Source organism: Winogradskyella sp., from assembly GCF_028282165.1.
GTDB lineage: Bacteria > Bacteroidota > Bacteroidia > Flavobacteriales > Flavobacteriaceae > Winogradskyella.
On the sequence record NZ_JANQIM010000021.1, the window covers coordinates 16935 to 33739 of the forward strand.

Here is a 16805-nt window from a genome sequence, read left to right on the forward strand (position 1 = left end):
AAAAATAATCAAATTCTGTCGCTAAAAAAATATAAAAATAAAAAGAGCACAAGCCAAAGTAGGTCTACGAAATGCCAGAAATTTGCTGCCAGTTCTAAACCCAACATATTATTGGAATTGTACTTTTGTTTAAAATGATTATAAATAACAACAATAATGCAAATTAAACCAACAATAACGTGTCCTATATGCAAACCAGCTATCACATAAATATATGACATCGTTATATTACTTGTTGGGCCAGTAAAGTAATGTCCAGCTTCAATGATTTGTCCAAATCCGACAAATTGGCTAAAAACAAAGGCTAAGCCTAAAGCCAAAGTCGTCAGCAACCAAATCGTTGTCATTTGTCGATTCTTAAGTTTTAAAGCTCGTTTTGCCAAAATAAATGTGAGGCTACTCAATAGAATAATCCCAACACTAATGAAAAAAGCATCTGGCAATTCGTAATTACTCAGCCAATCTTTATCTCTTCGCTGTTTTGAACTTACTATAAATGCACTAATTAAAGCCGAAAAAGACATAATTAAAGAGCCTATACCAAACCACAGCATCGTTTTCTTTGCTCTTGCCCTTTTTTCCTCTTGCGTTCCTTGTGTTAAATCCATTTATCTCAAAAATTTATCTGCAACATATATAATCTGTAACATGGTAATATAAAATACACTAGACAACATTAATTGCTTCGCCGCCTTTATTGTACGCCTCTGAAATAAGCGCAATGCATATACCAACATTACCATTCCCAATAAAAACACAAGTACTGCTCCCACTATAGATAATTCTAAATCCCCAGTAAATCCAAATACAGGAATAATCGAAGCAATAACAGTCCAAACGGTGTACATAATTATTTGTACTGCAGTGCCTTTATCTGGCTTACCAGTAGGCAGCATAAAAAACCCTCCTTTTTCGTAGTCCTCATGCAAAAACCAACCTATGGACCAGAAATGAGGAAATTGCCAAAAAAACTGGATAGCGAATAACGTACCTGGTTCAATCCCAAAATTATTACGCGCTGCTACCCAACCCAACATAAATGGGATTGCTCCTGGTAGCGCACCAACAAAGACAGCAAGTGGTGTTTTTGTTTTTAAAGGGGTATAAACACTTGTGTACAAAAAAATGGATATGGCCCCCCACATCGCCGTTTTAGGATTAATGATATAAAGCGTTATTAAGCCTAAAATTGTGAATGAAGTTGCTATAATGAATGCTGTATTTACAGACATGCGACCAGCTGGTATAGGTCTGTTTTTGGTACGATCCATCAAGGCATCCAAATCGCGCTCAATAATTTGATTATAAGCATTTGATGCACCAACCATAAAATAACCACCAATGGCCAAAAGGAGCAGTGTTGTAAAATTTATGGTCTCAGCACCTAGAAGATAGCCAGCGAGTGCCGAGAATACCACACTAATGGATAATCCCATTTTAGTGATTTCCTTGAAATCCGTGATGACAGAAGCTTTTGATACCGAAGATTTTGAGCTGCTCAAACCGTTAATACTTTGTCCTATTCATAGCGAGTGCAAAGATAGCTTGAAAAAAGATTTTGACCAACGTAAAGCAAAGTTTTATAACTAGTGTTATAATCTAAAAATCATTATACCAGTTAAACAAGTCCGTTCTTAGTCCGATGCTAAACCAAAGTGTATTAGAAGCCATCGTCGACGCTGTTATGGCATCTGGGTTGAAATCCCTGAAAATAATATTGGCGAACAACTTGAGGTTGGTTTCTGGATTGACCAAATAACCCACTTGCTGTTCCCACATAAAGCTGTTGGTTTTATTCCCTTGCCCTATGGTTATCCCTGTATCACTGGGACGGTCATTTTCATTAGAATAAATATCGCCTCCATAAGCAAAACTGTCTTCATCTGTGTTAAAGTCAAAACCACGCTGCCCCATAATAAGTTTGGCATCCGTAAACCAACGCTTATAATTATAGCGCCCAATCAATACCAACTCCCTAAAGTTGGCCCCCCAAAGATGTGCCATTGGCTGATTAAAATGCGCATAGTTCAATATCTCTGTATTGTGAGAGTATGTATAAGGACGTACTTGATTATATTCTGCTTGTAGCAATAGATTATCAACTTTAAACGCATTAAAATATTTTGCACCTAGCTGGAATCCGAATTTGTTCTTCCAGCTTTTATCGCCGCCAGTAACATCACTCAAGGAAAACTCGTCCAAAATAAACTGTCCATAAAGGTTGACTTTATTATTCCACTTGTACTTTGCACTCAATCCTAATATGGCGTTACCTGCTCCTTGACCTGTTTGAAATTCTATAGCCCTAAAAAATATGATCGGATTCAGATAATTAACATCAAAACCTCTTCCGTTGGTGTCTGCCCACATTACAGATTCAAAGAGGCCAATATTGAGGCGTTTAGAGACATTCCAGCTTAGATAATGGTTAGCCATATATTTGGTTAAAAAGGCATCATCTACTACTACTTCTGGGCGCACATCCTTTAACCACATCCAAGTACTGGTGTACTTTATTTTCCAAAAGCTGGCATTCAACTTTAAAAACGGATACGGACTGGCAACATCACTTTGAAATAAGGAACGATATCCATCTCCTATGAAGTTTTTGCCATGCCCAAACTGAATATTTAAAAAATCTGCTGGTGTATAAGACAAATATGCTTCAGCGACAGGATAATCATAAGAGTTTTCCTTGAAACCCTTAGCAATACCACGTCCTGGTATTATCGCAGGATCTGGGCCAAACGCCCTTAAGCTTTCTGCAAAACGGTTAAAGTAATCTGCAAAGCGCCCTTGACTCTCGTAAACTGAAGCCGATAGATTAAATCGCTTTCCTAATCCTGCTTGTATAAAAATACCTCTTGTATTATTCCAAGTTCCATCATCTGCTTCTGTATCTGTTCCAACTTGTAAGTCTGCTATAGGATCTACGGTAAACCAGTAATCCTTACCTTGTACTTCTACCATATGTTCGTTGAAAAGCTTTCTTCCGAACCATGAATCAACATCTTTTGCCAGGCTTTCTTTTTCAGCTTTTATATCGTAATACCTAGCTACATCACTATAAACAAAAGGTTTTGCTGCCGTATGACTATTAGTACCTATCGCATTCATTTCATCATCGAAACGCGCATAATAGGAATGCGTAAAAGGAATATTCAATTCACTGCTATATTCTAATTTTTCATAAGGTTTTAGTTCGTCATTAATAGCATCGAACTCATCAGATAATACGGCATTTAGAGCATCCTCATCAGTTAACTCATCTTCTAAAATCTTATCCTCTTCCTTTGCAGGTTCTGTTAAAGGAATAGTAACACTTATGCTATACTGTACAAAGGTTGACTTTCCGTTGTAAGTAGCAGGTTTAACCTCTGGCAATAATCCAAAAACGCGTCTACTCTCATCCTTTAATTCATCGTATATGGCTTCGATGTAAATAACCTTGAATTTACCTTCTTTATTTACCTCAAACAATATTTGGACATTTCCTTTATAGGCTTCGTCAGTGACGACCTGAGGAACCTGAAAATTCTTGAAAATAAAATTATTTAATGTGTAATTAAAACATGGCTTTAGTTGCTCTACCGCTAGTGAATCGCATTCGCTAAAAACAGGTGGTTTTTCGTATATTGAAATAGTTTGAGCGTTACCAAGAGAATACATTAATAATAGGGTAATAAGCCAAATGCGCTTCATAAAAAAGACCAAGTTTTTAAACGCTCGAAAGATACTTATTTTTTTTAGTAACCTTAAAACAAAAAACCGTTACCTAGTTGATAACGGTTCTGCATTATTAAAAGTATATTTTAATTCCTTATCTCAAATTTAATGGGCAAGTTATAAATAACACCCACGGGAGTATTTCTTTGATAACCAGGTATCATACTTGGAATTTTATCGATAACTCGTCTTGCCTCTTTATCTAAAGCCGGATGTGGACTTCTAATTTTTATATCGGTTATATTTCCGTGCTTATCTACTGTAAATTGAGTATCTATTTTCTGAAAGCCAGTGATACCATATCGTTCTGCAATACCGGTATTAAATTTCCTATTTACAAGTTTGGCTATCTTTTTAGACATGCATGTTCGTTTTTCTTCATTTGTTTTCTTTTTCTCGCAACCAGGATAGACTGGCACTTTTTCTACCTTTATAAAATCTACTGGAGGAAGATCTACCGGCTGTTCAATAAATTCTATATCATCTACTTTAAAAGGCTCTTTTGTTTTTTTTGGCGTATCGGGTGTAAATATCTCCTTTTCTAAATCTGGTGTATCATCTTTAACTTCTTTAAACTTATCAATTAAAGTTGTACTACGCTCAACCTTTGGTTCTGGTTTTTTATCCTCGATGATCTCAACCTGATAATTGGGTGCAACATCAATTGTAGCCATTTCATTAGGAATCGCAATATCTGGAATAATTTTCTTATTCTGAAACTGCATTTCAAAAAGCGAATAGGTGCCCAACAAACAAAGAATCAACCCAATCTGAAAATAGAGGGTTGAGTTTTTTTGTAAATTTGCATCATGCTTTTGTGATTTTCTCACATCAGTAGCGCTCTGACCAACGCTATTGATATTCTTTTTAGAATTTTTCATAATACGTATTATTTAAAATGTTAATATTATGATAAAGTCACAATAAGCATACCAAAAAGAAAATCCCGTCCAATTAGTTTTGAACGGGATTTTTATTTAAATGAGTTGTTTTCTTTTAGTCTTGTACTTGGAATACAATTGGAATTGAAAATGGCATCACCACAGGCTTACCTCTTTGCTTACCTGGTTTCATTTTTGGTAATTTTCCTATTACACGCTTGGCCTCCTTTTCTAAAGCTGGGTGAGGACCTCGAGCTTGTATTGCGGTAATACTACCTGCTTTATCTACTTTAAACCTAACAAAAACTCTCTTTTTACCAGGAGTTAAACCCAATTCGTTTGCCAGTTCAGTATTGAACTTTCGTTGAATAAACTTATTTACCTTCTCATTCATGCATTGCTTTTTGGCCTCATTTCCTTTTTTATTTTCACAACCAGGAAAAACAGCAACATTCTCAATAACATGGAAAGGTACTTCAATATCTTCTTCTACTTCCTCTACTTCTACTTCTTCTACTTCAACGATTTCAGTTTCCATCTCTGTTTCTGTAGATTCAATAACTGTTTCTTCTACTTCTTCTTCATCCTCTACAACTTCAATAACTTCTGGAGCCGCTGGTGGCGGTGGCGGTGGTGGCGGTGGCGTAACAACTTGTTCTGTGATAGGGACTTCCTCATCTAATTCATCATCTAAGTTAAGTGTGTCTGCCACAACATCACTTTTATCGTAAGTTTTGTAATTAATTGCCATGTAAGTTATTCCTAGCATTAATGCCAGACCTACTGCAAAATATAGGGAACTATTACGTTTTACGTCTGATTTAGGATTCTTTTTAGGTTCCATAGTACATTCATTTATAGTGTCGCTAATTTAACTAAATAAAAGCTAAAAAAGCAAGACTTCTATTTATTTTAACTTTATTATATCTAATCGTGCAGCAATTAATGTGCCAACCAGTACGCCAAGGCAATTTGCTATTAAATCGTAAGTATCGTAAGTTCTATTTGAATTTAGCTGATGTTGTACGAGCTCTAAAAAAATCCCAAACAAAATTATACTTGCAAAAACGACTAGTAACCTAAACTTTTTATTCTTCTGTTTGAAAAACGTAATCCATAACACGGCTAATACAAAATATGCTAAAAAGTGATAGATTTTATCATCGAAAGATGAGCCTAGACTTGGCACACCTCTTAAATTAACCAAGCTAACAACAACTAGCAGTATAGTATAAACTATAGCTACTAATAATAGCAGTTTTTTAACCACTTATTAGTGCTTTATAATCTTCAGCAGATAATAAATTGTCTATTTGTGATTCGTCAGAGATCTTTAGCTTAATCATCCAGCCCTCGCCATAAGGATCGGTATTTACCTTTTCAGGTTCGTCTTCTAGGTTTTCGTTAAACTCAATTATTTCGCCAGATAATGGCAAAAATAAATCTGAAACTGTTTTTACAGCTTCGACCGTACCAAAAACTTCTTCGGCGTCTAAGGATTCATCCACAGTATCCACTTCGACATATACTATATCTCCCAATTCTCCTTGGGCAAAATCCGTAATACCAACTGTCGCCGTATCCCCTTCTATCTTAATCCATTCGTGATCCTTGGTGTACTTTAGTTCTGAGGGTATGTTCATCTTTTATGTTGTATATATTAATGAAACAAAAATAATTTTTTAATCTCTGCTTTTCAAAATTAACCCAAAATTTAATTTCCAAAATTGTAACGCAATGTAATACCAGATCTCAATGACGTTTGTGGGAATGATGTTGAGATTGCAAAATCTGAAAAGGTGTAATCGAAATAAAAAATAGCTGTTAAGTTTTTACTAAAAGCGTAGTCAGCGTTAAACTTTACGCCCCAAATGGTTTGACCTGCAGTTAATTGGCTATTCTCTAAATCTAAATATCTAATGATAGTCTTATTATCTCTTACCGAAATATCTGCTCGCATGTTTAGATCACTTTTTATAACTTGTTTTGCGCCTGCGAGTGCAGATCTAATCCTAAGATCCTTGATACGATAGCCTAAGCCTAATATATATTCTTGGCCTTGAATTTCAGTCATTAGATTATTATCAAAACTTAGGGACAGTAACCTATCTCTTTGAACTTCGGCAAGTACTTTGATAGAATTCTTCATTTCAAATTCCAAGCGAATCAAAGGACTAAACTGTTCTTCTAAATTTATGTTACTAAAAAGTGTTCTATTTTTTATATTACCCGATTGGTCTAAGGCATCTTCGTTTTGAGGCGAATCGTAATCGAAATCCGTATCATAGGCTTCAAAATCTAAATTGGCCCTAAACTGGTTTATGGTGTACCGAGACCTGTAGCCATGTTGTATAGAAAAACGTCTAAATGTCTTCTTAAACCAAGGGATTTTCATGAGCCCTGTATATTTTAGGGTCCAATTAGGAATTGGTATGTCTCTAAATGCTCCTGTGCTTATTCTTTCTGGATCAGTGCCTTGATAAGCCGATAAAAACGCTGGTAATAATACTCGCTGGCTATTTTTACCAAACCCTTCTGGGAAACCGTCTGCATCGGTACCAAATGGCGTATTGCCGTAAAACTCCCTTGCCAAACGATTGGCGATGACTAAACGATTTGCCCTAAAATCATCAAAAGTAGCGGATTGATTCTCGTCACTTCTACTAAATGCTGTTCTAATCAATGCCGTAGAAATATTGAAATTACCAAATGAGTTAGTTATCAAATCTTCATATGCATCACTTAAACCATCACCATTGTTATCTAATCCTCTAAAGTTTTCGGTAATATTTTCGGCATAGGTCCTATTACCGATTAAATCAATTTTTAGATCTCTCATAGGCTCCACATTGACCGAGTAATCTAATGTTTTATTAGTGACCTCTGTATATTGTTGGTTAAATTCTGGAAAAGTAGTCAACCATCCTTCTCTTGCTACAACATCCCTAATATCCCTCTGACTACCAAATGTGTAGCCAACGGTAGGTCTTAATGTACCTACAAAACCTGGCGTGGGTAAATAACCTGGTAAAAACGTACCATTGTTTTCTGTATAACCAAACTGAATACGCTTTACCATAGTTACAATATCTACCAAAGTATTATAGGCCTTTTTGCCTACACTTAGCTTATTGGGATTTTGCGCACTATTATTATCTGATCCTTTTTCATCTGATTTTGGCGTATTAGAACGTCCCCTTGTTGCTGTATTTCTACTACGCCCTCGACCTCTTTGGTTTCCTTTCCTCACTAATCCAATAGATCTGTAGAAGGTCTCCATATTTAAGGTTGAATTAATATTGTGCGTATTGGAGTTTTGAATAGTATGCCCTAAATTATAGGTTCTTATAATATCTGGTGTGGTAGGATTATTATCATCATCAACTTCTACCTGAAGATTTTCGTTGAGATCAGACCCTTTTTGCCATTGAAAAGTACCATTATAAGCATAGGTAGCCCTCAAGAAACTTAGTGCGGGGATTTTGTATAGTGGTAATTCATAATTGACCTGTAGTTGTTGTGTCTGTATATTTGGATCTCCAACATCAAAAAAGCCATCCCAAACATCGAGTTCTGGGTCCTGTCTTCCATTAATACGATCATCAATAAAATAATTACGGACAATATTGCTATTGGCTGCCGAGAAATTTAAAGTCAAAGCATCGGTAAGGTTATAGTTTATGGCATATTGAAAATCGAACGTGTAGTTTCTTCTAAATAGTTCTTCTATTGCAATATTATCGCCTCCCAATTCGACTTCCCTAAATCTTTGCTTGCTAAATTGTCTATTAATTTCTGAATTAAACGTAATGTTTGAGGGCAATAAACTGAGATTGAAGTCCTTTATTATTTTCCAATATTTACCAGTAAATAACGAATCGTTATTTTTGAAGGGTTCAATCTTTACTGGGTTAAAACTGTAATTATAGTTAACACCAGCTCTTATATTTTGATCTAGAGAACTTTCAATTTCAAAATCTCGATGCTCAACTTTGTTGTACGAATAATTAAAAGTTAAGTTTTCAACATCATAAAACCGCTGTTTTTTATCGCCTGTTCTTTGTTTCCTTACACCAATAAAATTTATACTCTTTCTTTTTGTATAACTTTCAGATTGTTGCCTAATCCGTTCTTCATCCTCGCTAGAATCAGCTGCATCTAGACGTGATTCTAAGGTTAGATCATTATAAAACTGGTCGAACTTTGGTGTTACCAATTCTTCACTTTGAGAATAATTAAATGGGAGTTGTACGCCCCATTTTTTTGGCAGTAGTTGCCCTAACTGCATATTTGTTACGACATCATATTGCTGTATATCTTCAAGACTTCTTTCTGCAGGTCCTTGATCGATACCTCCAAAACCAATTGTACTTCGTCTACCCGTGAAACTTACATCTGCAAAATCAGCTATATTGGAATCCATACCTACAACGGCAGCCCAACCACCATCATTTTCTAGATCGGACATACGCAATTCATTAAACCACACTTCACCACAAGCATTTGCCATGGTACTGCCAGAGTTTTTAACACCTACCATCAACACCCTTATATTACCAAAATTAGGATTTCCTCTTATAGCTATACGTTGTTGACCAATTGGCAATGGCGAAAATTCTAAAACCGGTGTTTCATTCAACTGCCCATCAACAACATCATAGAATGTCGGATCAGGATTGGATAAACTGCCATCATCAATTCCCAAGGCTTTAATTTTTTGTAAAAATGACAATGGTATATTGATTTCATTCTCTGAAGGCCAAATACGTTGTTCAATAGGTAAACCCGTATCGGTTAGATCGGTTGGTAAAAGTGGTACTTCAATTTGATAAAAGTTTTCTGTAAAATCATTACCCATTCTAATAAAGGCAATCATTTCTCCTTCCTCCAGAGTTTGTCCTTCTTGTGCTTCAGCATGTAAGAACATGCGTAACTTATTGTACTGACGCATATCCACATTTATATTCTTAAATACACCGCGCGAATCCGTTGGTTCTAACTCGCATGCCTGCAACACCAAAGACTGTTCGTTCTGTCTAATGATGTTATTATTGTTATTTAATTCTTCGCGCCTTACTCCTGGTGGAATTACATAATCGCCATCATTTTCTTGAACACCAATTATTGCAACATTAAATTCTGCGTCAGTACTGTTATTGTTTGGATCATTGTCTAAATCTTGTGTAAAACGTCGCCAATCACTTCTTACTAAATCTAATGTAGCAAAACGGAATACGGTATTTTCGGTAAACTCTCTTAAATACAAACGTGCAAAACGAACAGATCTAATATCACTTATACCCCCAATTGCATTACTAGGCTCATTTATGGGTAGCCTAAATTGATACCAAGACACTTCTCTTTGATCTCCATTGGGCAAGGTTACGGGTCTAACCTTAACATCATTGATTTGAGGGTTATTTATATTAAGTACTGATGGATTGATGTCTACTTCATACTCAAAGTAGCTGTCAATGGTATTCATTGTATTATCCCGGTTGATATCCTCAACATCGGGTTGTGTTGTTGAACCTCTGTTGGTATCCGTAAATATGTCTGGTGTATTCCCTTCTAAACCATTATAATTCTTGTAACGCTCAAAGATATTACCATCTGTATTTAGATAATAATTGTAATTATCTTTAGAAGGGTCTTCTAAATTAGAAAAGTTACTGTAAATAGCTGTTAGTGCAGGATCATTAGGAAATGTAGGTGTTTCTTCAGCATCATCATAGCCATCATAACCAACATCTTGATTAGCTCTCTCCTGTCCGGTAGTAGCAAAGGTGTAAATTAAAGATTGATCTTGAGGCACAACACCTCCAAAAATTGTGGGTTCTAAAAGGGAGATATTACCATCTTCGGGTAATCCGTTTTCGTACTGTTTTTTTCCGTCCTTTATAACATCTTCAGAAATATTTCCTAGGTTGACATAAAGCTTACCACCTTGACTTGTTGGATTATCTAAAAACGGGTCTTGTAACCAAAACTCAATATATTCCACATTGGCTTGCTCAAAATCAGTGGATGTAATCTGTCTTGTGATACCTGCCCAACTGTTGTTAGGGTCAATGATATCATCGGCCGCATCAGGGCTAAAATTATAAGGCCCACGTTCTGAAGGGTAATACACTAAATCTAAGGTGTTTATTACCGATGTTTGTCCTTGTACAATATCAATTTCAGGAAAAATCTCTTCTATAAATACACGCCTGGTATATAAATTAGAGATATCATCATCTGTAATACCATCTGGACGTTGGTTACTAAAGAAAATAGGGTCAATCGTGTACCAGTTCAAAAATGCCCTACCAAATCCATTTTCTACACCCGCTTGAGATTCTGGATCGGCATTTCCATCACCATCCAAATCTACAGGTCTACTTGACAGAAACCAAGATAAAGGGCTCAACAGGTCGATTGAGCCTTGGGTCCCTTCAAAATCATCTATATAAGCTGTAGCTTCACCATTAAAGTCCGTACCATTTGGTGCACCTGGCAATAAATACGCAAATTCACCTCTAACGGATAGATTGGATGGTACATCGGTATCAATATTTGGTAACTTATTTGCTAGTCGTGTTAAAAATGGCACTTCGGTTGAATAATTACCGTTAACCCCAAATATGGTATTATTAATAGGTTCGGCATTAAAGTTTGCCTTTTGGGTAATTGGTCGTTCATTAAGGTTTAAGAGTGTAGCACCTAGCACAAAATTCTCATTAAACTGATGTTCTACATTAATCCCTGTAAAACGTCTTGTTTGTTGCCCAAAAACAGCATTATTCTCAACAGAAACATTAATTGGCGTATTCGATGCCTTTAAAGCTTCGTCTAAGATCTCCACACGACCCAACTGATAATTAACCGTATAATCGATACCTTCTACAAGGACACGTCCACCAGCTGTAACCCTTACCGAACCTCTAGGGACATTAAATGCGCCTATAGGTATACCGCCATCACCACCACTACTTTTAAAACGTCCTTTGATTTGGAACTTGTTTTTCTCAGCTTCATCTAAGGCTTGTATCTTCGTAGACTTGTAGAGTAAGTCATATACGTACTTCTCTTGATTTTCATTGGTATAGATATCTTGCTCATAATCCGCGTCATTGTTATTTGGATTACCATCATCATCTAAAACATCGAACAGGTAACGTCCAAACGGTTCAACCTTTGTGAAAATAATTTTACCATTTTGGGTGAGTACGGTTAAGCCTGGTACATAATCAAAAAAACCATCCCCTAATTCCTGTGGGTCATTATTAAAGTTGAGTCGGTCTAAATGAAAAAGTCGAATCAAAGGCGTTTCTCTAATCTCGGTATCGTCGCCGGTAAAAGGCGTATTATTTCCAAAGGTTGGAAACGTGGTTCCTTCAACCGGAACTATATAGTTTACTGGAGAGGCTTCAGTATAAAAAATATTTAACCTAAAATCCTCTTGACTTAACTGAAAGGCACCAGTATCATAAATATTTTTCATCATTAAATCCCAAATTGGTTGATCAACAAGTGTCACAGCACTCTTCAACATTTTTAAGACCAAACTTTGGTTATTAACGACCTGATTATTATTCGTTCCATCGGTGACTTCAGTGGCATCGACACCATCATTGGCAAATTCACCAACCTGAAATACTTGCCCTCCTACTGTATATTGAAATGCTACTGCTAAAACTTCATCGTTTAGCAGGCGCTGATTTAAAGAAATGTATCCCAACTCTGTATGTAATACATAATCTTGACCTTCTTGAAGTTTACGCGCTGCTTCAAGCTTTCCAAAATCAAACCCTTCTTGTACATTGACCAAAACACCTGCTTCAACATTAGTAATATCTCTCACAGCTTCTGTTAAAAGAGAACCGGCGCCTCCGATATTGGTTGGGTCAAAATCGTTATTACCGTTGTCTGGTAATGCTCCAGGGTTATTTACAAAGCCGCCTGGTAAAGGGGTTAACCCAATGTTATCTGCCTCAGACTCTCCTAAATCCTGAAAAGCAACCACATTTCTAACATTCTCTGTTTGATTATTTCTATTGGTTACCCAAACTTCTACTCTTGTTATTTGTAGACCTTGGTTGTCTATAAATGGATATTGAAGTAAGGCTCTGTCGTAATTATCTCTAAAATAGTGTGCTAGAAAATAGTGTCTGTTTTCATCGTAATCTCTTGCAAAAAAGTCAAACTCTTCCAACGTACCGCCACCTTGTGCCACTACGGATCTCGATTGCGATTGTTGCTCCGAGAATACTGCCGTTACTCTCGTTTTGCCAAATTGCAATTCTGTTTTAACACCAAATAAGCTTTGGGCACCCGTAATGAGCGAACTATTTATGGGCATATTAACGTTACCGACTTCTATTTTTCGAACAATATCATCTTCGGTTGGTGTATATTCTAACTTTACGAGTTGTTGAAAATCGAATGTGGCCTCGGTATCATAATTGGCGGTGACCTGGAGTCTTGTTCCTACCTTACCTAATAAGCTCAATCCTATTCTCTGGTCAAAATCAAAAGTGAAATTCGTACGGTTTTGAGGAGAAAAGGCCGGATTATCTTGTCTCGAAAATAATACACCTAGATCTACTTCGGCATATCCACTAGGAATAACATTTATGGTGTTGCCTCCAAATAAGGTTTCAAAAAAACCTGAATTCACATAAAACTCTGGCAATAAGTTCTTCTGATCTTCTTCTGAACCCTCTTTTTGTCCAGCAGCAGCGTCTATCATTTGCTTGTAGTACGCTTTTAGTTTTTCTTCCAATACCAATTTCTGGAATTCTTCCGGTGTAAGAATCAAAGGGTAATTGATATTAAAATCCCCTATTTTTTCGGTATAAATGTATTTGTCTAAAATAGGGTCATAGGTATATTTTGAAACTATGCTACTAGGGTTGGGCATTTCTAATTTCCCTAATGCGAACGAAGTTTTTGTAGAATCTTGCTCTGTTTCATTTTCTTGGGCAAAGGCAGACATACCCATTAGCATTATAAGCACTAATGAGACATAAAAACTGATTGATTTTAATTGATTATAGTTAGTTTTGTTCAATTGCATTATAAGTTTTTAAGAGCTTCTTTAATGATCTGCTCTACGACTGCATCTGGTTGGGCTTTTATGATTTTATCTACTACTTTTTCTGATTGTTTTTTATTAAATCCTAAAACATCTAAAGCAGATAACGCTTCATCTTTATTCGTATTGTTTGGTACTAAAGAAAGTTCGTTTAAGCCATATACTTTTAACACTTTGTCTTTCAAATCAATGATGACACGTTGTGCTGTTTTTGCACCGATACCCTTTACACTTTGTATTAATGCTACATCACCACTAGCTATACCTTCTTTTACCTGATCTGGAGTCAATGAAGACAACATGGTACGTGCTGTATTAGCGCCTATGCCGCTAACAGAAATCAGTAATTTAAATATTTCGCGTTCGATCTTTGATGAAAATCCATAAAGACTATGAGCGTCTTCCCTTACTTGGAGATAGGTATATAGCTTTAGATTTTCTCTATCAGGAATTTGAGAAAATGTATGAAGTGATATATTAATAAAATAACCTACACCATTGCAATCTATTACAACATCTGTAGGATTTTTTTCAACAAGTTTGCCCTCTATATGCGTAATCATAAATTTTAGCTATCTGCTTAGATTAACGCTAATCCATACTTATCGAAAGATTGAAATGACTGTTGTGCATTGCCATAAAAATCCGATAAATCTATATCATAGGTTAAAGCCCCAAATGTAATAAAATTATTTACATTTAGAGGTAGAATAATACCCTGTTAACCAATGTTATTTTCGTGCTCTTTTTTCTCGTTCTTGGGCATCGATTACGGCAATGGCAGTCATGTTTACAATCTCATCGACACTGGCACCTAACTGCAAAATATGTACGGGTTTGCGCATACCCATCATAATTGGGCCAATAGATTCGGCTTTGTTGAGTTCTTTTAACAGTTTATACGTGATATTGGCTGAATCTAAATTTGGAAAAATAAGGGTATTTACTTTTCGGCCTGCTAATTTTGAAAATGGGAAAATATCCTGTAACATTTTAGGATTTAATGCAAAATCGGTTTGTAATTCACCATCAACGATCATCTCTGGATAGGTTTTATGGAGATAATTCACAGCTTCATTGACCTTTTGGGCACTTGCATCAGTTGAAGAACCAAAGTTGGAGTAGGATATCATGGCCATCACCGGATCCATTCCAAAAAGCTTCACCGTTTTTGAAGTCATTTTAGCAATGGTGACCAAATCTTCGGAAGTTGGATTGATATTTATGGCCGTATCACTTAAAAACATGGGGCCTCTTTGTGTTAATAGAATGTTGGTAGTGGCTATTCGAGCAGCACCTTTGGCCAAACCGATAAGTTCTAACATGGGTTTTACTACCGATGGATAACTGCGCGAATATCCAGAAATTAAGGCATCAGCATCACCTTTATTCACCATCATTGCTGCAAAGTAGTTGCGCTCGCGCATTACCTTACGTGCCGAATATTGCGTTTCCCCTTTGCGTTTGTTCATTTGCCAAAAGGCATCGCCGTATCTGTTTTTCCGATCGGTTTCCTCGTCGGATTTTGGATCGATAATGGGAAGGTCGGCTTCAAATTCAATTTCAGACATTAAGGCCTCGATAGTTTCCTTTCGACCTAATAAAATAGGCTTAGCAATTCCTTCATCATGAACAATTTGCGCTGCCTTTAAAACATCCAAGCGATCGGCCTCAGCAAAAACAACGCGTTTAGGATTGGTCTTGGCTCTATTCAATAGTAAACGTACCACCTTATTATCAGAACCTAAACGTTCTAAAAGACTTTCTTTGTAGGCATCCCAATCCTCGATGGTTTCTTGTGCTACACCACTTTCCATGGCTGCTTTGGCAACTGCTGGCGGCACTTCGCCAATAAGCCTTGGGTCGAATGGCTTTGGAATAATATAATCCTTACCAAACGCCAATCGTGTTTCGCCATAAGCAATATTCACCTGCTCTGGCACAGGTTCTTTTGCCAATCTAGATAAGGCTTTTACGGCTGCCATCTTCATGGCCTCATTTATTTTGGTCGCTCTTACATCTAAAGCGCCTCTAAAAATAAAGGGGAATCCCAATACATTATTCACTTGGTTAGGATGATCACTACGGCCTGTGGCCATAATAATATCGTCTCGTGTTTTACAGGCCAAATCGTAGTTGATTTCTGGATCTGGATTTGCCATAGCGAATACAATGGGGTTTTTTGCCATGGTTTTAAGCATCTCGGGCGATACAATATCTGCCATAGACAAGCCAATAAACACGTCGGCATCTTTCATAGCGTCTTCTAGCGTATCTATTTCCCTGTCTGTCGCGAACTCCGTTTTTTGCGAGGTTAGATTAGCCCTATCTTTTCTAATCACCCCTTTACTGTCGAGCATCACGATATTTTCGGCCTTTGCACCACATTCCTTGTACAATCGTGTACACGATATGGCAGCAGCACCTGCGCCACTGACTACAATTTTTACGTCTTCAATACGTTTTTCTGCGATTTCCAATGCATTTATTAATGCCGCGGCAGAAATAATAGCCGTGCCATGCTGATCGTCGTGCATTACTGGGATATCGAGTTCTTCCTTAAGTCGGCGTTCTATCTCAAAGGCTTCGGGTGCTTTTATATCCTCTAGATTAATGCCACCAAAGGTCGGCGCTATATGTTTTACTGTTTCAATAAAGGTCTCTACATCTTCTGTATCTACCTCAATGTCAAAAACATCGATGTCTGCAAATATTTTGAATAGCAAGCCCTTACCTTCCATAACAGGTTTTGAGGCTTCTGGACCAATGTTACCGAGACCTAAAACGGCGGTACCATTAGAAATGACAGCTACCAGATTACCCTTAGCAGTATATTTGTAAACATTATTTACATCTTTGTCAATTTCTAAGCAAGGTTCAGCAACACCAGGCGAATACGCTAACGATAAATCACGCTGTGTAGCATATTTCTTTGTTGGTACCACTTTGATTTTCCCTGGTGTGGGCTTAGCATGATAGACTAAGGCCTCTATACGCTTGCTTTCTTTGCTCATAATCAGACGAAATTAAGAAGCAAAGATACGTAATGCATTGTTGTATATAATATGAACTATTTTAAATATTTGAATTTTGAAAAGCTAAATAGCTCTGGTTAAACT

The 16805-nt window shown here is 36.7% G+C and carries 10 protein-coding genes; all 10 read right to left on the reverse strand.

The window, feature by feature from the left end; translation table 11 throughout:
• Positions 1-8 precede the first annotated feature (8 nt).
• Positions 9-608, reverse strand: a complete 600-nt coding sequence (locus Q0972_RS08565; protein WP_299364872.1) for a cytochrome c oxidase subunit 3 — start codon at positions 606-608, stop codon at positions 9-11.
• Complete coding sequence (gene cyoE / locus Q0972_RS08570) at positions 609-1502, reverse strand: heme o synthase (protein WP_299364874.1); 894 nt, start codon at positions 1500-1502, stop codon at positions 609-611.
• A gap of 97 nt (positions 1503-1599) precedes the next feature.
• Positions 1600-3702: a gliding motility protein RemB gene (locus tag Q0972_RS08575; RefSeq protein ID WP_299364876.1), complete on the reverse strand. Its 2103-nt coding sequence runs from the start codon at positions 3700-3702 to the stop codon at positions 1600-1602.
• Between the two features lie 110 nt (positions 3703-3812).
• Entirely contained in the window at positions 3813-4607 is a 795-nt protein-coding gene (locus Q0972_RS08580; RefSeq protein WP_299364878.1) for an energy transducer TonB, read from the reverse strand.
• Positions 4608-4722: 115 nt separating this feature from the next.
• Positions 4723-5451: an energy transducer TonB gene (locus Q0972_RS08585; protein ID WP_299364880.1), complete on the reverse strand. Its 729-nt coding sequence runs from the start codon at positions 5449-5451 to the stop codon at positions 4723-4725.
• A gap of 63 nt (positions 5452-5514) precedes the next feature.
• Positions 5515-5877 carry a VanZ family protein gene (locus tag Q0972_RS08590; RefSeq protein ID WP_299364882.1) on the reverse strand — a complete coding sequence of 121 codons (363 nt, stop codon included), beginning with the start codon at positions 5875-5877 and terminating at the stop codon, positions 5515-5517.
• Positions 5870-6250 (reverse strand): glycine cleavage system protein GcvH, encoded by a 381-nt coding sequence (gene gcvH, locus Q0972_RS08595; RefSeq protein ID WP_299364884.1) that lies wholly within the window; start codon positions 6248-6250, stop codon positions 5870-5872. Before gcvH ends, Q0972_RS08590 begins: the two co-directional genes overlap by 8 nt.
• 71 nt (positions 6251-6321) lie before the next feature.
• Positions 6322-13668, reverse strand: coding sequence for a cell surface protein SprA (gene sprA, locus Q0972_RS08600; RefSeq protein WP_299364886.1), 7347 nt, complete (start codon positions 13666-13668; stop codon positions 6322-6324).
• Entirely contained in the window at positions 13668-14249 is a 582-nt protein-coding gene (ruvA, locus tag Q0972_RS08605; protein ID WP_299364888.1) for a Holliday junction branch migration protein RuvA, read from the reverse strand. Before ruvA ends, sprA begins: the two co-directional genes overlap by 1 nt.
• Before the next feature lie 168 nt (positions 14250-14417).
• Positions 14418-16700, reverse strand: coding sequence for an NADP-dependent malic enzyme (locus tag Q0972_RS08610; RefSeq protein WP_299364890.1), 2283 nt, complete (start codon positions 16698-16700; stop codon positions 14418-14420).
• Between the last annotated feature and the right edge of the window lie 105 nt (positions 16701-16805).

Coding starts and splice junctions, on each gene's coding strand:
- Q0972_RS08565 (WP_299364872.1), bottom strand. CDS start 608: ATGGATTTAACACAAGGAACGCAAGAGGAAAAAAGGGCAAGAGCAAAG.
- Q0972_RS08575 (WP_299364876.1), bottom strand. CDS start 3,702: ATGAAGCGCATTTGGCTTATTACCCTATTATTAATGTATTCTCTTGGT.
- Q0972_RS08580 (WP_299364878.1), bottom strand. CDS start 4,607: ATGAAAAATTCTAAAAAGAATATCAATAGCGTTGGTCAGAGCGCTACT.
- Q0972_RS08585 (WP_299364880.1), bottom strand. CDS start 5,451: ATGGAACCTAAAAAGAATCCTAAATCAGACGTAAAACGTAATAGTTCC.
- gcvH (WP_299364884.1), bottom strand. CDS start 6,250: ATGAACATACCCTCAGAACTAAAGTACACCAAGGATCACGAATGGATT.
- sprA (WP_299364886.1), bottom strand. CDS start 13,668: ATGCAATTGAACAAAACTAACTATAATCAATTAAAATCAATCAGTTTT.
- ruvA (WP_299364888.1), bottom strand. CDS start 14,249: ATGATTACGCATATAGAGGGCAAACTTGTTGAAAAAAATCCTACAGAT.
- Q0972_RS08610 (WP_299364890.1), bottom strand. CDS start 16,700: ATGAGCAAAGAAAGCAAGCGTATAGAGGCCTTAGTCTATCATGCTAAG.